Source organism: Pseudomonas violetae, assembly GCF_023072615.1.
Taxonomy (GTDB): Bacteria; Pseudomonadota; Gammaproteobacteria; order Pseudomonadales; family Pseudomonadaceae; genus Aquipseudomonas; species Aquipseudomonas violetae.
Map to the genome: position 1 here is coordinate 65121 of NZ_JAKNRW010000023.1, position 18236 is coordinate 83356.

Annotated in this window: 15 protein-coding genes and 1 pseudogene; 2 read left to right on the top strand and 14 right to left on the bottom strand. The window is 58.8% G+C overall.

Annotated elements, in window-relative coordinates; translation table 11 throughout:
• Nucleotides 1–28 precede the first annotated feature (28 nt).
• The 14 genes from icmH to L9059_RS21855 form a co-directional block, all read right to left on the bottom strand.
• Nucleotides 29–748, bottom strand: coding sequence for a type IVB secretion system protein IcmH/DotU (icmH, locus tag L9059_RS21795; RefSeq protein ID WP_247292965.1), 720 nt, complete (start codon nt 746–748; stop codon nt 29–31).
• Complete coding sequence (gene tssK, locus L9059_RS21800) at nt 745–2088, bottom strand: type VI secretion system baseplate subunit TssK (protein ID WP_247292966.1); 1344 nt, start codon at nt 2086–2088, stop codon at nt 745–747. Before tssK ends, icmH begins: the two co-directional genes overlap by 4 nt.
• Nucleotides 2081–2830 (bottom strand): type VI secretion system lipoprotein TssJ, encoded by a 750-nt coding sequence (tssJ, locus tag L9059_RS21805; protein WP_247292967.1) that lies wholly within the window; start codon nt 2828–2830, stop codon nt 2081–2083. The genes tssK and tssJ overlap by 8 nt, the downstream gene beginning before the upstream one ends.
• A gap of 23 nt (nt 2831–2853) precedes the next feature.
• Nucleotides 2854–5457, bottom strand: coding sequence for a type VI secretion system ATPase TssH (gene tssH, locus L9059_RS21810; protein ID WP_247292968.1), 2604 nt, complete (start codon nt 5455–5457; stop codon nt 2854–2856).
• Nucleotides 5454–6524 carry a type VI secretion system baseplate subunit TssG gene (tssG, locus tag L9059_RS21815; protein WP_247292969.1) on the bottom strand — a complete coding sequence of 357 codons (1071 nt, stop codon included), beginning with the start codon at nt 6522–6524 and terminating at the stop codon, nt 5454–5456. Before tssG ends, tssH begins: the two co-directional genes overlap by 4 nt.
• Nucleotides 6488–8320, bottom strand: a complete 1833-nt coding sequence (tssF, locus tag L9059_RS21820) for a type VI secretion system baseplate subunit TssF (RefSeq protein ID WP_247292970.1) — start codon at nt 8318–8320, stop codon at nt 6488–6490. Before tssF ends, tssG begins: the two co-directional genes overlap by 37 nt.
• Entirely contained in the window at nt 8320–8802 is a 483-nt protein-coding gene (gene tssE / locus L9059_RS21825) for a type VI secretion system baseplate subunit TssE (protein ID WP_247292971.1), read from the bottom strand. Before tssE ends, tssF begins: the two co-directional genes overlap by 1 nt.
• A 25-nt stretch (nt 8803–8827) precedes the next feature.
• Nucleotides 8828–10330, bottom strand: a complete 1503-nt coding sequence (tssC, locus tag L9059_RS21830) for a type VI secretion system contractile sheath large subunit (RefSeq protein ID WP_247292972.1) — start codon at nt 10328–10330, stop codon at nt 8828–8830.
• A gap of 10 nt (nt 10331–10340) precedes the next feature.
• Nucleotides 10341–10874 carry a type VI secretion system contractile sheath small subunit gene (gene tssB, locus L9059_RS21835; RefSeq protein WP_247292973.1) on the bottom strand — a complete coding sequence of 178 codons (534 nt, stop codon included), beginning with the start codon at nt 10872–10874 and terminating at the stop codon, nt 10341–10343.
• A 69-nt stretch (nt 10875–10943) separates the two neighbouring features.
• Nucleotides 10944–11693: a hypothetical protein gene (locus tag L9059_RS21840; RefSeq protein WP_247292974.1), complete on the bottom strand. Its 750-nt coding sequence runs from the start codon at nt 11691–11693 to the stop codon at nt 10944–10946.
• Nucleotides 11694–12401: 708 nt separating this feature from the next.
• Nucleotides 12402–12749, bottom strand: coding sequence for a DUF7957 family protein (locus L9059_RS21845; RefSeq protein WP_247292975.1), 348 nt, complete (start codon nt 12747–12749; stop codon nt 12402–12404).
• A 38-nt stretch (nt 12750–12787) separates the two neighbouring features.
• Nucleotides 12788–13696, bottom strand: coding sequence for an immunity protein Tsi6 family protein (locus tag L9059_RS30760; RefSeq protein ID WP_345894379.1), 909 nt, complete (start codon nt 13694–13696; stop codon nt 12788–12790).
• A gap of 50 nt (nt 13697–13746) precedes the next feature.
• Nucleotides 13747–14022 carry a DUF6966 domain-containing protein gene (locus L9059_RS31050; RefSeq protein ID WP_428480290.1) on the bottom strand — a complete coding sequence of 92 codons (276 nt, stop codon included), beginning with the start codon at nt 14020–14022 and terminating at the stop codon, nt 13747–13749.
• The gene (locus tag L9059_RS21855) at nt 14019–15377 is read right to left on the bottom strand and encodes a DUF6861 domain-containing protein (RefSeq protein WP_247292976.1); all 1359 of its coding nucleotides are present in this window, start codon (nt 15375–15377) and stop codon (nt 14019–14021) included. The genes L9059_RS31050 and L9059_RS21855 overlap by 4 nt, the downstream gene beginning before the upstream one ends.
• Before the next feature lie 687 nt (nt 15378–16064).
• Here L9059_RS21855 and L9059_RS21860 point away from each other — a divergent pair.
• Both L9059_RS21860 and L9059_RS21865 read left to right on the top strand, forming a co-directional pair.
• A complete protein-coding gene (locus L9059_RS21860) occupies nt 16065–17918 on the top strand; it encodes a type VI secretion system Vgr family protein (protein WP_247292977.1) in 1854 nt (617 codons plus the stop codon).
• A gap of 12 nt (nt 17919–17930) precedes the next feature.
• A pseudogene (locus L9059_RS21865) lies at nt 17931–18236 on the top strand (hypothetical protein); the annotation flags it as partial.

Sequence of the window (18236 nt, forward strand, 5' to 3'; positions counted from 1 at the left end):
CTTCCTGACTCGATTACCTGACCTGGATTCAGGCACTGAACAGCTGGCTGATTTGTTCGGACAACGCGGCGACGTCCTTGGCCAACAGCCAGTCCAGCGTTAGGTAAACCCCGACGCAGACCAGCGCGATCAGCGCCAGGTAGACCCAGACAGGCACTTCGTAGCGCAGCATCTGCGACACCTGGTCGGGCAGCGCCCAATCTGGCGACAGGGCTTTGGGGCTCTTGCGGTAGCGCGCGATGTCCTGGCCCAGGGTGTTGGCCAGGTAGCGCAACTGGTCCTTTTCGCCGGCGGCGAACTTGCCCTCGAAACCCAGTGCCAGGCATAGGTGATACACCTCAAGCACGTCGAGGTTCTGCTTGACGTCGCTGCGTAGCGAATCGATTTTGTCGAAGAAACCCTGGCCGGCCAGGTGCACGCCGAAATAGCGGAACTGCAACGGCTGCAATTCGAAGTGGCGACGCAGAGGGTTGTCTTTGTCTTCGGCGCGCAACACGCTTTCGTCGAGGAACGCGCACAGGGCGTACTGGGTGTCCTTGACCTGTTCAACGCTGTAGTTGGCGCTGCGGGCTTCGCGCTCCAGGGTGGCGAAGAACGTGTCGACGCTGGCCTCGAAGGCGTTGACCGACGTCACCTGACGGCCCTTGCGCACGATCAGCGCCATGCTGATGAAGTCTTGCACCAGGTCTTTGAGCACCGGTTTGTCGGTGGCGGCTGCCACGGCGCCTTGCATTACGGCTTCAGTCATTTGAGTACCGCCATCAGTTCAAGCTTGAGATTGGTAAAGGCGCTGGGTGCGTAGAACGAGATGGCCTGGGCGCTCATCATCCGTTCGTACACGCGGCCATGGGGCTCGATGGAAAAGTAGTGGTTGTCCAGGCGCACCGGAATCGCGTTCGGCAGACGGGTCGAGTGATTGAGCGTGACGCCGGGCATGGCGCTGTTGACCACCACTTCGATGTCTTCCGGCGAGCCCACCTTGAACGCCCGCGGCACCAGCTCCAGCAGGCTCGAGCCGGGCATGTCGGCGTGCACCGAGATGTAGAAATCCGCTTCGGCCAGGCGCGGGTCGAGCAGCTGTCCCTGCCAGTACGACGGCTTGGTCTGGGTCAGGTTGATCACCACGCACTGGTTCGGCACGACGTTGTCGAGCAGCACCCGGATCATTTCGTCGAGCTTGACCAGGGATGCCGCAGGGTCGTGATGGTCGTACTCGGGGATGTCGTTGAGCTGGGTGTCCAGCGAGAACGTCAGCAAGCCACCGGCCAGTTCCGCCAGGAACAGGTACAGGCGCTCGGGGTGCAGGCGCGGGTGAGCGAGCAGATGCGCGAGGCTCGGGTGGGCACGATTCACCGTATTGAGCAACCAGAACAGGGTGACGTCGCTGGAACCGAATTCGGCGATCTGGTCTGCACGCTCGCGTCGCCGACCGGACAGCGCCGCGCTCTTGGCGTGCAGGGCACCTAGCAAACGTTTGCCCAGGCCGATCAAAGTTTCGTGAGTGCCGACATGCAGCGTCGGGTGCACAAAATGCGCGTCGAGGTTGAAGCCGCCAATGTTATTGCGCGACAGCCGGGCGATCGGGCAGTAGCTGTAACCGTCCAGGTTGTCGCCATCGATCAGCATCACCACGTTCAGGCGCAGGCTGGTGATCTCGTTTTCCAGATCGCCTTCGTTGAGGTCCGGCAGGGTGTCGAACTGCTTGCGAAAACGGCGCGCGCTTTTCTGTTCCTGGCCGTCCTCGACGTAGTTCATGCCGAAGGGCTCAGGCAGTTTTAAGGCGGCGTAGACCTTGAGGTCGTTGCTCTTGAGCAGGTCTTTGAGGTCCCGGGCGGCCGGCAGCGGGTCGTGCTGCGGCGCGTCGAACAGGCTGCCGTCAGGGAATACCAGCTTGAGCCGCTTGAGCTGCAGCGAGCCGGTCGCGAGGGCTTCTTCATCGACCTGGAGCATTTGCACGCCCCAATGGAAGGGCGTGCTGCGCAGCGTCGACTCCGCCAACTGGTGCTGGTGGAACTCGTCCTGATATTGGAAATGCTGCGGCAAAAGGAACATGCCTTCCGACCACATCACCCGGCTTTGCTTACTCATGAACGCCTTCCAATAGAGAGTTAAATTTTGATTCGGTGGCTTTCTTCGCCGAACGGGTGGCGGTGTCTTGCGCCTGCTCCAGGGCCGCGTCCTGCAAGCGCTGGGTCAGGGAATCTTCTGCCGGTTCTGCGGCCGCTTGTGCCAGCTGTTCGGCGGTCTTGGGTTTGTTCAACACGTCGACGCCGCTGACGGCAGTGACGGTGTTGTTGTCCACCAGCACGCGCAGGCCATTGGAAGAAAACCAGATGCCGTCCTTGCGCAGGGAGTTGGCGTCGAACGCGACCTTCCAGCGGCTGTTCTCGTCCGAGCGGAAAAACGCCGCCACCCCGACGTAGCTCGCCGCCTTGTTCAACGGCCAGCGATCGACCTGACCCATGCCGGGCAGCAGGGTGATCTCGCGGTTCTCGATCAGGGTGTTGCCGAGGGCTTTTTGCGGGGTGTCCCACAGCGAATCGGCGTCGGTCGAGGCAAAGCGTTCCAGCGAGCTCAACTGGTACACGCGCAGCACCACCGACAGCGGTTTGCCGGATTCGTCGGGGTTGAGCTGATTGCCGCCGTCGGACGTCAGGATGACCTTTTCGTTATCGTCGAACAGCATGTCGCCGGCCCAGGTGTCATCGACGCGCTTGCCCACGCGGTCGGTGACGCCACAGGCGGTCAGCACCATCATCATTGCGGCGGCCGTCAGGCATTTGGCCAATGCCAACTGCGCCAGTCGCTTCCCTGAATGTGTGTTATCCATGATGCTCACCTTCAATTGCTCGTTCAGCACAGGCTGTAGGCGAAATCGCCGTCGCTGCCCAATTCGATCTTCAAGCTCTGGATCGGCTTGTCCTGCGCCATCCGCTCCAGGACGCGCTGGGCCAGTTCCGGCATCAGCGTCCTGGACAGGATGTTGTCGATGTTGCGCGCGCCGCTGTCGACTTCGGTGCAGCGCGAGGCAATCGCCTTGACCAGCGCTGCGTCGTAGCTCAGTACCGCCTGATGGTTGCGCTCGAAGCGCTGGCGAATGCGTTCCAGTTTCAGCCCGACGATGCGCTCCAGAATCGCGTCCTGCACCGGGTAGTACGGCACGATGCTCAGGCGCCCGAGGAACGCCGGCTTGAACACCTGGTTGAGCTCGTCGCGCAGGCCCTCGACGATGTCTTCGGGGGTGGGTTGCTGCTCGGCGTTCAGGCACCACTGCATGATGCAGTCGGTACCGGTGTTGGAGGTGAGGATGATCACGGTGTTGCGGAAGTTGATCTCGCGACCTTCGCCGTCATCCAGCACGCCCTTGTCGAACACCTGGAAAAACAGTTCGAGCACGTCCGGGTGGGCTTTTTCCACTTCGTCCAGCAGCACTACGCTGTAAGGCTTGCGCCGCACCGCTTCGGTGAGCACGCCGCCTTCGCCATAGCCGACATAACCCGGTGGCGAACCCTTGAGGCTCGAGACGGTGTGGGCTTCCTGGTACTCGGACATGTTGATGGTGATCAGGTTGCGCTCGCCGCCGTACAGGGTGTCGGCCAGGGCCAGGGCGGTTTCGGTCTTGCCGACGCCGCTCGGGCCCAGCAGCAGGAACACGCCGATCGGCTTGTTCGGATCTTCCATACGGGCCCGGGAAACCTTGATGCGCTTGCCGATCTCATGGAGCGCATGGTCCTGGCCGAGCACGCGCTCACCCAGCAGTTCAGGCAGGCGCTGCACGGTGTCGATTTCGTCGCGCAGCATCTTGCCCAGGGGAATGCCGGTCCAGCCTGAAATCACTTCGCCAATGGTCCCGCCGTCCACCAGGGCATGCACAAGCGGCTGTTCGCCCTGGACGCTGGTCAGTTCGGCACGCACCGCGGCGATTTCCCGGGCGTCCGGCGCCTGGTTGTCCGGGTGGCTGAGTGCACCCAGTTTTTCCACCAATTGCAGTTCGCGCTGCCACTGTTGTTCCAGGGCCTCGCAGGTTTGCTGTTCGGTGGTCAGTTCGCTGTGCAGGGTGGCCAGGCGGCGCGAGTGATCGCTACCTTTGCCGGCTTCCTGCTCCAGCACGTTGATTTCGGCCTGCAGGTTATCGATCTGGCGCTTGCAGTCTTCCAATGGCCCCGGTTGCGCGGATTGCCCAAGGGCGACCCGGGCGCAGGCGGTGTCCAGCACGCTGACGGCCTTGTCCGGCAACTGGCGGCCGGTGATGTAGCGGCTGGACAGGCGCACGGCTTGCACCAGCGCTTCGTCCATCACCGTGACCTTGTGGTGATCCTGCATCTTGGCCAGCAGGCCGCGCAGCATGTGGATCGCCTTGTCTTCGTCCGGCTCTTCGACCTTGACCACCTGGAAGCGGCGGGCGAGGGCTGCGTCTTTCTCGAAATACTTTTTGTATTCGGCCCAGGTGGTCGCCGCGATGGTGCGCAGTTCGCCGCGGGCCAACGCCGGTTTCAGCAGGTTGGCGGCATCGTTCTGCCCGGCCTGGCCACCGGAACCGATCAGGGTGTGCGCCTCGTCGATGAACAGGATGATCGGGTGCAGGCTGCGCTTGGTTTCTTCAATGACCGACTTGAGGCGGTTTTCGAACTCGCCTTTCACCCCGGCACCGGCTTGCAGCAAGCCCAGGTCGAGGGTGTGGATGGCGACGTCTTTGAGCACCGATGGCACGTCGCCCTGGACGATGCGCAGCGCCAGTCCTTCGACCACGGCGGTTTTGCCGACGCCGGCTTCACCGGTCAGGATCGGATTGTTCTGGCGGCGGCGGGTCAGGATGTCGACCATCTGCCGCACCTCGAACTCGCGGCCCAGCACCGGATCAATCCGGCCTTCGCGAGCGCTTTGCGTCAGGTTGATGGTGTATTGATCGAGGGCCGGGGTCTTGCCGTTGCCTTTTACCGTGCTGCGGGGCGTGACGTCCGCGCCGGACAGGGGTTTGGCCTGCTGCGATTCGGCGCTGCCTTCCACCAGGGCGCCGAGGTTGACCCGCAGGTCGTCGGCATTGATTTTTTCCAGCTCCGGCGCGGAGGCGCTCAGCACCCGGCGCAGCTCGTCGTCATCCAGCAGCGCCTGCAGCAGGTAACCGGTGCGAATCTGCCCCTGGCCGAACTCGATGGAGGCCAGCACCCAGGCTTGCTCGATCATGCGCGTGATGTGCGGCGACAGAGCCGGGGTGCGGGTATTGCCCTTCTTGAACGTCCCCAGCGCCGTCATCAACTGCGCCTGCAGGCGATCGGGCACCACGTCGTAGTGCCGCAGGATGGCCGGCAGGTCGTTGTCGTTGCTGTCGAGCAACTGCAACAACAGGTGCTCGATCTCGACGTCGTAGTGCTGTTCCGACAGGCACAGCGCGGCAGCGCTTTCAGTGGCGGTGCGGCTGGTGTCGTTGAGTTTGGCAAACAGGGACTTCAGGTTCACAGGGAGACCCCATCAAAAGGAATGTGGAAGAGCGCGCAACGGGACGGTGCCACGTCGACACCAGGGCGTTTGAGCCAGCCGAGCCAGCCCAGGGACACATTGCCCTGGCGACCGAGGCGGGCCGCAGGTACGGCTTCGGGTTTGAGCTTGGGCGCGAGCTGGAAGTCCAGCTCGGCGCCGACATAGAACCGCACCAGCTCCACCAGCTTCTGGTAGTCCGCAGTGCCGGGCTGGAAGCGTTGATAGTCGGCCAGGTCCAGCGGACCCATCTCGATGCGCACACACGACTGGTAGTCCCAGACCCGATTGCCGGCCACCGCGCTTTGCCCGAGTACGGCGTTCTTGCGCCCCAGCTGCGTGCATTGGCCGGGGTCGAGGTGCAGCCAGCGACCGGCGAACGGCTTGACCTTGAACGGCAGGGAAAAATAGAAGCTGAGCATCGCTTCGAGGTTCATCGCATTACGCGGCTTCTGCGCGAACAAACCGGAGAAATAGCTGAACAGTTCACGGCGCAGTGGCGAACCCTGCTTGTCGAACTTTTGCTTCTGCGCCTCCGGGCCAAAGCCCACGAGGTTGAGCAGGTAGCGGTCGAAGTCCGAGGTGCCGTTGCGTTCGTACTCGATGTAGAACTTGTATTTCTGCCAGGCTTCGTAGAACAGCGTGGTCATGCGGTGCGAGAAAATATCCAGGAACGCATGGGCGGCGTCGTCGCGGTACTGGATGTGCCGCTCGATCAGCAACTCGGTGTACGGCCGTGGCAGCACGCCCGACGGCCCGACCAGGCCCATGAACGTCACTTGCACTTCCGACAGCGGCAGGCCGGCCGCCGACACCTTGCCTTCGCGCTCGAACTGCAGGTCGCTGACTTCACTGGCAGGGAAGTTCAGCGACAGCTGCGAGCGAAAACGCAAAGGGTCTTCGTGCGGTCGAGTGTCCAGGTCCATGCGCCCGGTTCTGCTGTAATGCAGGCGGAGCAAGCGCACCAATTGAAAAAATTCGAATCGGTGTGGCTCAGCCCGTGCCTGGTCGATCAGACCAGGGGTTGATCGCCGGTTCGCGGTGGCCATTGGACGACTCTCTTTTCGCGCTGCAAGGTGCGAAGGGTTAATTGGGTAAAGCTGTTCATGCTGCAGTACTGGCCGAAGAAGTGGTCCAGCACCATGCCGAACAAAAACACGCCGCTGCCGGTGTACTGGCTCTCATCGAAATTGAGGGTGATGCCCACGCCGCGCACGAAATTCGGCCGTGGGTGACCGATGCGCGCCACCACCGGTTCGCTGCTGACCGAGACGATCCCGTTGATCTGTTTGCGAATCGCCGACACGTTGCGGTAGTTGTAGAGCGACAGCAGCTCCAGCAACACCTCGCGCCCCCGCGACACCAACGACATGTGGTTGAGCGACAGGTGCGAAATCAGCCGCCAGATCACCCCGTTGCCCAAGGGCACGCGCGCCGTGGCGGTGGGTTTGCGCAGGCAGCGAATGTCGTTGATCACTGAGTTGCCGGGAATGTTGAAATCGCCGCGCTCGCCACCGAACGGCAGCATCAGCGGCAGGTCGCGGTTGCTGCAGGTCAGGCGGATGCTCAAGGTGTCGTTGCTGGAATTGAGGAGTTCGAGCTCGCGATCCACCACCCGGATGACCATGTTCGAGCCGTCCTGCTGGCGGTTCTGCACCGGGCGCCGACGGGCAATCCAGAAGCTCTGGCCAGGGCCCTGGTCGCCACGGGGTTCGAAGAACGGATGGCAGGTGCCGACTTGGTCGATGCCGCCGACTTTGCGCACTCGCTGCACCCGATCGATCGACACCACTTCGGCCTGGCCTTGCAGGCGCACATCCGGCGTCACCGCATACTCGTGCTGGGCATGGGTCAAATGGATCGGCTCGGCCTGCTGGCGGAACAGGTTGATGATTGGCGTGCAATTGAGCTTGAAGTTGTTGCGCCCGATGTTCTGGGTCAGGCGCGTCAGGCGATCGGTGAGGTCGTAATCGGAGAAATAGAAGTTGATCTCGATGTTCTCGAGATTCTTCCCCGCCAGCAGCCGCGCGAACCCCGACAGGTCGAAGAACATGAATTTGTCCGGGAAGGTGAAGTATTCGTGCAGCAGGCGATAACCGAGGAACGAGCGCTCGGAGTAGTCCACCAGCCCTTCGTCCAGCCCGTAGCCGACCGCTTTCAGGGCGTGCGCCGGCAAGGTGATTTCGCGGGTGCGGCCCTGGTCTTCAAAACTCAAGGTGGCCTTGGCCAGGTTGTTGAACAGCAACTCGTAGAGCTGCAGCATCAGGGTGCTTTCGCCGTCGAGGAAAAACCGCAGGCGGTCCATTTCCATCTTGCCGAACAGCACATCCGAGGTGGCCCGCAAGCCGATGCGCAGGCGCGCGACCAGGTCGGCGCTGTGGCCGTTGAACGCCGAACGTTCCATCTCGATGAACGATGCCTGTTGCACCGCCACCGGCCACAGCTCGACCGGGTAGCAGGTGCGAAACTTGCACACCACGCTGTCAATCGGGTTGGCGCTGAGCTCGGTGTGCCGGGGCACGCGGAAGGCTTCGGTGACTTTCTCCTGCTTGCCCAGGTTGAACTCGACGATCGACATCGATGGGGTAGGGCGCAGGTAATGCGGGTACAACACTTCAAGGAACGACTCGACGATTTCCGGCAGCTCGTCATCGAGTTTTTTGTGCACGCGAGCCGACAGGAACGAAAACGCTTCAATCAGGCGTTCGGTGTGCGGGTCTTCGCAGTTATCGCCCTCGATGAGCAACCGCGAAGCAATCTTCGGGTACTGGCTCGCAAACTCCTGGCCGAGAAAGCGCAGGTGCGACAGTTCCTTTTCGTAATAGGGGAGCAGATCGTCGAGCATCAGTTGAGGTTCTGCACTTTGTACTCCTGGGTATTGACCTGCAGCACCGCGTCGAAGGAAACCTGACGGCTGATGTCCTGCAGGCGCAGTACTGCGTCCACGCGGAAGGTCAGCATGCGTTGGCCGGTTTGTTGCGCGAGCAGTTGCACCTTGACGCTGCGGAACCGTCGATCGCCGACGGTGATTGCCTTCTCCAGCTGGCGTTGAATCAGCAGGCGATCCTGCGGATCCAGCACACTGCGGCTGGTGAAGTCGGGCATGCCGTAGTCGAGGATGGTCCCGCCCAGATTGACGAAACCTTGCAGCTCGTTGGCGACCAGGGACTGGCGCGTGTTCACCAGTACTTCCAGGTCGCGAACGATGCTGGCCTTGTAATCGGCCAGCGAACACAAGCGTTGCGACGAAGCCTCCATGGACTGGTGCGGATGATCGTCGAGCAATCGATCCAGCAGCGATGGCAACAACCTGTGTTGACTACTCATAGTGCCTCCCTGGCAACGATGTCGATCAGCCGCGAGTCGATTGCGGCAATTCGGCAACCAAACGCAACGATGCAGTCAGTTCGTCCAGCTGGTAGTGCGGACGCAGGTAGGTCACGGCCTTGTACACCCCTGGCTTGCCCGGCACTTCGAACACTTCGGCACGGGCCTCACGCAGCGGGAACTTGGCCTTGGCTTCCTGGCTGGCGGTGTCGTCCAGCAGCACGTAGCTCGACAGCCACTTGTTGAGGAACATCTCGACGTCTTTACGCGAAGCAAAGCTGCCAATCTTGTCGCGCATGATCGCCTTCATGTAGTGAGCGATGCGCGAGGTGGCGAAGATGTACTGCAGCTGCGCCGAGAGGCGGGCGTTGGCGTTGGCGATATCGGTGTTGTACTGCTTTTGCTTCTGCGCCGACTGGGTGCCGAAGAACGCGGCGTAGTCGGTGCCCTTGCAGTGCACCAGCGGAATGAAGCCCAGGTCCGAGAGCTCTTTTTCACGACGGTCGGTGATGGCGATCTCGGTGGGGCACTTGAGGGCGATTTCGCCGTCGTCAGTCTTGAACGTGTGAGTTGGCAGACCTTCGACCAGACCACCCCCTTCCACGCCACGAATCGCCACGCACCAGCCGTAGCGCGAGAACGCGTCGGTGACCCGGGTGCCCAGGGCGTAGGCGGCGTTCATCCACAGGTACTTGTTGTGGTCACGGCCATCGACGCTTTCGACGAAGTTGAATTCTTCCACTGGCGTGGTATCCGGGCCGTACGGCAGGCGACCGAGCACGTGGGGCAGGGTCAGGCCGACGTAGCGCGAATCTTCCGAGGCGCGGAACGACTTCCACTTGGCGTATTCGACGGTGTCGAAAATCTTCGCCAGGTCCCGTGGGCCGGACATGTCGGTGAACGAGTCCCAGCCGAACAGCTCAGGCGAGGCCGCCGAGATGAACGGGGCGTGGGCCGCAGCGGCGACGTGGGAGATTTCTTCGAGCAGGTACATGTCTTCGGGGCTGCGGTTGAACTCGTAGTCACCCAGCAACATGCCGAACGGCGCACCACCGAAGGTGCCGTATTCTTCTTCGTAGATCTTCTTGAATAGCGCGCTCTGGTCGAATTCCGAGGCGGCCTTGAGGTCGCGCACCAGGTCTTTCTTCGAGGCGTTGAGCAGGTGGATCTTCAGCGTGGTGCTGGTTTCAGTCTGGTCCACCTGATACTTCAGGCCACGCCACGACGCTTCCAGCTGCTGGAATTCGCGGGCATGCATGATCTCGTTCATCTGCTCGGAGAGCATCGCGTCGATTTCGGCGATGCGCGCATCGAGCACGGCGATCAGGTCCTTGCTCGGCGTCATCTCGCCTTCCAGCACCTGGCCCACCAGTTCACCGATCAGGTCACGGGTGCGGGTACGCTCGGTCTCGGAGCGGGCCACGCGGCTTTCCGAAATGATGCTGTCGAGCAGGGAGGATGGCGGGGCGAAGTTTTCCACTTCGACGAGTTCGCTGTCCTGTTGAGTCACGGTTTGCTTGTCGTTCATCTTCAGGCTCCTACTCTTTGCCATCGGTGGCAGGGACGGCCGCTTCACGGCCGAATTCCTTGCCCAGCGTTTTCAACTTTTCGGTGTTCTGCAACACGTCCATCAGCAGCTCTTCGAGCTTGTCGTTGCCGCCCATCTTGTTGCGCAGGTCCGCCAGCTTGTTGCGCACTTCCAGCAGCTTGCGCAGCGGCTCGACCTGCTTGACCACGTTCTGCGGCTCGAAGTCTTCCAGGGCATTGAAGTTGAGCTCGACGCCCAGCTGCGTGCCGTTCTTGGCCAGGGTGTTGTCGACCCGATAGCTCAGGCGCGGCTTGATGCCCTTGAGCACGCCGTTGAAGTTGTCGCGGTCGATGAAGATGAACTTGCGGTCCTTGAGCTTCGGCAGCGGCTCCAGCGGGTTGCCGGAGAAATCGCCCAGCACACCGACGACAAAGGGCAGCTCTTTCTTTTCCTGAGCGTCACCGATATCCACGTCATAGGTGATATGGACCCGAGGCGCGCGAACGCGGTCGAGTTTGTGCTGGGTACTTTCCTTCTTCGCCATCGTCATCTCCTGGTGCGAACCAATTCGCTGCAAGTCGTTTGCGTTCGGCTGAACTGTCGGCCGGGCGCGTTACATTCCTTCGATCGTCAGCAGCAGGCGCTGACGGATTTCATCGTTCATCTGCAAAATATTGTCGTGGCCCACCAGCTCTTCGAAGCTGCTGTTGCCGGCAATCTGGGTGCTGCTGCGGATCACTGCTTCGTCGGGCAACTGCGCGCGCACCGGCGAGCTGATGACGCAGAAGGGCAGGTCACCAAAGTCTTTCAAACGTTCGAAACTCACGGGAAAACGCAGGCCATCGAGCAGTCGGCTCAAGCCCGGGGATTTGCTCAGGCAGTAGAACAGCACCAGGTAGTGCACGACGAAGCGATACAACTCGGCGCTGCTGCGATTGGGGTCTTTGATCACGGTGCGAAAACGCGCCAGGTCGAACGAACTGAAGCCGATCACCCAACGCACCGGGCTGGTGATGCGAATGACCTGACCGCTCTGGGACAGCACCTTGTCGTATTCCAGCGGGAACAGTTCCGGCGTGGTGCTGATCAGGTTCAGGGGCACTTCGAGTTCGTTGACCAGCTGGAACGGCGCGGCAGAACCGATGCGGTCGTACAGTTCCTTGAGCTCTTTGAAATGGTGCTGGGTCTCACGCCCGCTGCTGCGCTGCGCGCCTTGCAGGTACTCACCGAAAAACGACTGCGCACGGATCAGCAAGGCCAGGGTCGACAGGTAATCCGAAGCCTGAACCTTGAGCGCATCGGAAATGGCCCGGGTCTGGCTGCGCAATTTGATCAGTGCTTCAACGTCAAACGTCTGAGTCATTGGTACATCGTCCTTGAACACTTCGCTGTGGCTCGCCGTATATCGACAGGCTGGCGCAAAGAGCTACTAATTTCTCGAATGAACACCTGTTTACAAAGTGCAATCCCTGATGTCAGCCATCAAGTAATCGCCCTGTCAGGAATATAATGTCTTTAAATACTGGCCTTTCAGTGTCGAGTGGCCAGCAACGTGGTGTATGGCAACATTTCGCATGAAAAAGTTCACGAGGGAGCGGATTTTTTCTCGTTTTTGATACATGCCGCAATGATGTCCGCTGGCCATTAGTCTGGGGTTGTGTCTTACAGGCTTGTCTGAAAGCCAGCAGGTTCAATGGTTTGCGGGGTGCGGTGGATCCAATTTTTTATTTTAATTAATTTCAAAAAAGGTGAACCGGTTCACCAAAATTTCTGGAAATGGGGGAATTAAGTGGGTGGTGGTGGGTTGGCTGATGGGAGAAGTGATGGCATTGCAGAGTAATTGCACTAAAAACGTGATCCGGGTTTTGTTGAAGGAGTTTTAGTGTCTGCCCACGCACAGGTCGTATAGCTCGCTCAGCAGCGCGTGCAACTGGTTGTTTTCGTCCAGTAAGGGTGTTTCCTGTTTATAAAGCACGATGATCGAGTTTTTCTCTGAGAAGGCGCGCAGTTTTTCTCAATTCGTCAACATTCATTTTTGTTTTCCAGATGTTGTCATTGATCGAACGCCACCCTATTTTTCAAAAGCAGCAACGCTGACGGCGCCATTGTGCAAATCGACTGAGTAGCTGAGGCCATTCCAGTTACTGGCAATCACCCACTCATTTTTGTCGCAGTGAAGATTCACGTAGGGCTTGTCGACTTCCGTGCCATGGGGGCTTTCTTCGATTTGCCAGAGTAGTTCGCCGTGCATTGACAGTGCAAAGACGTTTCTATTGAAAATCACATCGGGTGGGGGCTCGACCAGAATCAAGAGCCTGTCCTTGTGGCGAAGGGCCTCTTTGACGGGGTGAGGCAGGGGAACGGGTTGACCTGCTATCAATAGGGTTCCGTCGTCAATACGGTGCCACTGTGGGGTCATCTGTTTACACCTGCGTTGTCAGTGAAGTCGCAGCAATGCTATGTGCGAGGAAGACTTTCTGGCGGCAGTCCATTAGGCAGCTGAATCTTTAAGCCCTGTGCGATCTGATGGCCAATGTAGAAGGCAATCCCCAGTGCGCTAGCCAGTTCGGGATCATCGGCTTCAAACTCTTTGCTGGCCCAAGCGCCGATCGTCAATTGGTGTAGCCTCGCTTTATCTTTTTCAACGCTTAGCAACACGTTTTTTATGAATTGCAGTTGGATTAACGAGCTTGAATACATCTGGAATTCCGGGTGCCTGTTGTATCTCAGTGCGGTGATTGCTATTGCATTGTCGATGTAATCGAGGGCAGTTATTGGCGTTTTCAGGAGGTGGTCATCCCCGGCTACGGTAGCTTGAGAGCTACGCGACGCCACATAATCATCAAACAATTGAACCTGCTCTCTGGTCGGGTCGAAGTTTCGATAATAATCAACGTGTGTTCTATAGGTAAGAAATTGTTCCGATTGTGGTCCATGAGTCAGTAGAGCAACAATGGCCGCACATTGCATTAGCCAGTAGATTTCAAACGAGGATTTAGTGCCTCGATCATAGCCAAGATTTTCGCCTTGCTTGTACAACTCAGCGGCCAGTTGGCTGGGATTGTCGCGGTTTATCGTCGCCTTTGAGGTCAAACCGGCCGGGTCATTTGCTATGACGAATACTCGATAGCGCTGCAATAGAAGGGCATCCACGAGCGTCAGGTCCGGGCAGGCGGGGGGTATTAGCGGTTCAAAAATCTCTGCCTCACGATTGATCGGTAGCCAGGACAAGTTCCTCTCTACTTGGGAAGGTGCTTTGTTCAACTCTGTCAAGACGGCTTGATCAACAGCCTGCTCTGTAGGGGCGGGTGGAAGATCAGTCTTTTGCCTGAAAAGAGCCCTCAAATGACGCAATAGCTTTGACATGACAAGCCTTCAGCGGTCCAAATGTGAGTCGATTGCTCGCTCGAGCAGATCTAAGCGGTAACGCACAAGTTATGTAGCTTCGATAGTAGCATATCGAGTTCATTGTTCTCCGTGATCAAAGGTTGGCCATTGCAATAAAGAACTATATCGTTGATCGAGCCCATGCCACCAAACAGTATGATTATTTTAGACAAGGTATTCGTCACATCTCTCTGTAATTCGGAGTTGTATTGATCTATTCGCTCTGCCCATTCCAGTTTTTCGCCTTTACGCAATAGTTCGGTAATGCGTGTCATGATTAAACTGATTTCGCTTATGTTCTTCATTTTAGAGGACTCGATCCCATTATCTCAACGCCTTCTATTGTCCAAGGCTTAATTACTACGATTTGTTCCGTTCCACCAACGTAAAAGCCACCCTGAGAGCCAACCTCGCCTATGTAAACCTCTGTTCCAGCCGGTATTTTAACTTCAAACGCTGTATCGATCGGAGACTTGCCACCTCCGGGCCACTCTGGAAGGACAGCTTTGTCTATTCGCGTTTGCAATATTCCCGATGGAGCCTCCTGACCAAAGAATTGTCCCAACGGCTGATCCTCTACGCCAGCTCTTTTTAGTACTGTATCGTTTTCGAGGATTACTGAGGTGTATCTGCCTCCAGTAAATGTCTCTGCAAGCCTTGGATCCAGAGGGCCCGGCGCGACGGCAGAGTATGTGCCAGTGATTGCTCCGAGTTTGTGACGCGGTAGTGTTTCAGTCTTCGATGCATTCCGGGGCTTGTCTGGGGCAGGTTCAGGCAGTGGTTCATTGGCCCGTTGCAAGGGCGTCGGCTCCTTCACCTGCAACTCCGCCTGAGCCAGCAACTTCTGCTCATTACGGGCCAACCAGCCCGCCAACTGCTTGTTGGAAATCTCTGCCTGCAACCGCGCGCTACGGGTCGCGATGCTCTCCATGCTGCCGACCACACCCGCTTTCATCTGGCCCCGGGTCAGGTAGGTGACGATGGCAGTGAGCAGCAGCAACACCAACTGCTCCTGGCCGCGTGCGAGTTGTCGCGCTGCACGTTCAGTGCGTTCCTGAACGATCGAAGCCGAGCCGCCGCTGGGGTCCAGGCCTGCAGGCTTGACGCCGTCATCGGCGTGCCACGCGGTGGTGATGCCTTCCTGCAAAATGGAGAGGCAGGCCGGCAAGCCCTGGTAGAAATATTCGGCAATCGCCGACAAACCCAGCCCCATCAGGATCAGGTTGCCGACTTGCAGGCCGATGCCCGCACCGGCTGCGGCCCCTGGCGCGGCGCCGATCCCAAAGGCAAAGGCCCCCGCCGCGCCGCCGGCAATGGTGCCAATCGCCACACTGCCGCCGAGGATCATCGAAACTTCCTTGACCAGTTGCAGCAGCACCGGAAGGATCTGCTCGATTTCGATCGAGGCCCACTTGCGCTTGAGGTCCATCTGGATGATCGGGTAGGAGAGGGCGAACGCCCGGTTCACCGAGTCAATGCGCTGACCGCCCATGTAGCCATAGGCCTGGCTCGCACCGTTGCCGACGCGCCGGGTGAAACCGTTCCAATTGTCGTGAGCGCTCTGCAAGCCCTCATTGACGCCCTGGTTCAGTTCGCTGAATTTCTGCTCGAGGTTGCGTTCGACGTCGGCCCAGCTGGGCACATTCGCTAAAAGATCCATTTACACATCACTGTCCTTGGGTGGAAGAAGCTTCCGTGTCGCCGCATGGGTGTTGCCGGATATTGGACTTCATGCCGGGGCTAAAGTAATGGCCATTAGCCGCACTCTAGACTGCACTCGAATAATAAAATTCAATGTGGATCCCATTTTTTCTCAATCGCGTAACACTCGGCAATGATGTCAATGAGGCACCAGTTGTGTTTTTCACACCGCATAGCTGCCGTTTATCCTTGATATACGGGGATTTTCTGTCTTTGCGACGGGCAGATATTAAATTCTTAAACTTCCAACCGTTTTCAAAGGATCACTGAAATGCCACTAGCGGGTTGACACCATAGCGGGCGAGGGTGTTTCCTTTGCCGCTTTCGGGGCACTGTAACGCCGCTGAAAATGTGACGTCCCTCTCATTTCTGCTTCGGCGATGGCACTTTCGCATTATCTTGCGGTCGCATTAACTGCGCTCGATCCCATCCCCGTAAATACGGTGGATTGCAAAAAAGATGACCGGAAAAGCATGTAGGAAAATTCAAACAAAGTTGCGCTGTTGAAGTCTGCAAGTTCGCGCTACGTGCGCTGGTGTATGCGGTTGATGTTGTTGTAATCGGGTTACGGCCCTTCAGTCAGATTCGTTATGCGCAGTGGTTGGCGAGGGCGGTAGCGTTCCCCACTGCTTTCAAGGAGATACTCATGTTGATGGACCTTGCCGCAATGCTTTCCCCGCAGAATCGGCGCCTGTTCAAGTTCAAGAACCTTGCCAACCCCGACCAGCAGCTCCTGCTCGAGTCCTTCAAGGGAACTGACGGTCTGTCACGTGCCTACAACTTCGAATTGATGCTGGTGTGCCAGGATTCGGGGGTGGAGCTCAAGTCGATGATGGGCCAGCACGTGGTGCTGGAAATCGAACTGGCCGAGGGCGGTCCGCGATACCTGGCGGGCTACCTGACGCGCTTCGCCAGCATCGGCAGCGACGGCGGCATGGCGCGCTACACCGCGACGCTGAATCCCTGGTTCTCGATGCTGAAAAACCGCTTCGACACGCGCATTTTCCAGGGCTGCACCGTCGAAGAAGTGGTCACCCAGGTCTTCGGCTTGTGCCCCGCATTTTCCCGCCATGAATTCCGCCTGAGCAAACCGCTCAAGCGCTACACCTACATCACTCAATATCGGGAAACGGATTTTAATTTCGTCCAGCGCCTGCTGGAAGAAGAGGGGATGTTCTACTACTTCGAGCACACCGCCGAAACCCACACCATGATCATCTGCGACGACTCCAGCACCCTGCTGCCGTTGCCGGAACAACCCCAGATCCGCTTCCACACCGCATCGGTCACCGAGAGCGCGGACGCCATCACTCAATGGAGTGGCAACCGCCAGCTGCAGTCCGGAAAAATCGCGGTGCAGACCTTCGATTATCGCCAGCCGACCAACCGCTTGCCGGTCGCCATGAAGAGCCTGAACAAACAAGGCGACGTCGACGATTTCGAAATCTACGACTTCCCCGGCCAATACACCCACGGCACTTATGACGAAGGCGAAGCGCTCCTGCGCCTGCGTGTCGAAGCGCTGGAACTCAAGGGCAAGAGCTTCCACGGCTCCAGCAACTGCCGCGCGATGAAACCCGGCTACACCTTCGAACTGCTGCAGCATTACGACCACGATCAAGGCTCGCCCGACGATCGCCAGTTCCTGTTGATGAGCGTCGAAAGCGAAGGCCACAACAACTACCTCAACGGCCATCAGGCCAGCTACTACAACACCTTCTCCTGCGTGCGCAAAAAGATCGTCTTCCGCCCGCAACTCACCACCCCGCGCCCAACCATCTCCGGCCCGCAAACCGCCATCGTCGTCGGCCCCCCGGGCGAAGAAATCTTCACCGATGAACTCGGCCGGGTGAAAGTGCAGTTCCACTGGGACCGCAAGGGCGAGCACAACGACAAGAGTTCCTGCTGGGTGCGCGTCGCCCAATCCGGCGCGAGCGGCGGCTTTGGCAGCATCCTGATTCCGCGGGTTGGCGATGAAGTGGTGGTGGTGTTTCTCGACGGCAACCCTGATCGGCCGTTGATCATGGGCAGTTTGTACAACAGCAAGAACACTCCACCGTGGTCGTTGCCGGCGAACAAGACGCAGAGTGGGTTTTTGACCCGGTCGATGAAGGGCGACGGCGGCACGGCGAACTTCTTCCGCTTTGAAGACAAGGCCGGCGCCGAGCAAGTGATCATGCACGCCGAGCGCAACATGGATACCGAGATCGAGGTCGACGAGACCCACAGTGTCGGCAGCAATCGCACGATCACGGTAGGTGGCACGCACACCGAGACGATCAAGAAAGACACGGTGATGAATGTCCAGGAAGGCTCGCTGACGATTCAGGTTGATAACCAGTTCATTCAAGTGAATGCCAAGCAGCACATTATTTTGCAGGTGGGAGAGAGCAGTATCACGCTCACTCCGGACGGCATCGAGATCAAGGGCAAGGTGATCACCACGACCAGTACTGGCACCACCCAAATCACCGGCTCCGAAGTTCGGGTCAATGACTAGGGACGCCTGCCAATGACCAGAACCAGTATCTACGATCGCATTTCCGCCAAGCGCATTGCGCTGGAGGAAGCGGCGCGTCTCGAACAGCTGAATGCGCCGGTCGTTGTGCCAGCGTCCGAGCCGGAACCCGTTGCAGTCGTTGCGCTGCAAGATACGCCCAGCAGCTTCAACTTCGGCGGTTTTAACCTGGTATTTCCCGCCGGTTTCCACTTCCGCGATATCCAGACCACCCTCGAACACGAAGGCGAGCCGATCATCCTGACCATCAAGCGTCGAGATGTGATGCAGGGCCAGACTCTGCAGCAACTCTTCGACACC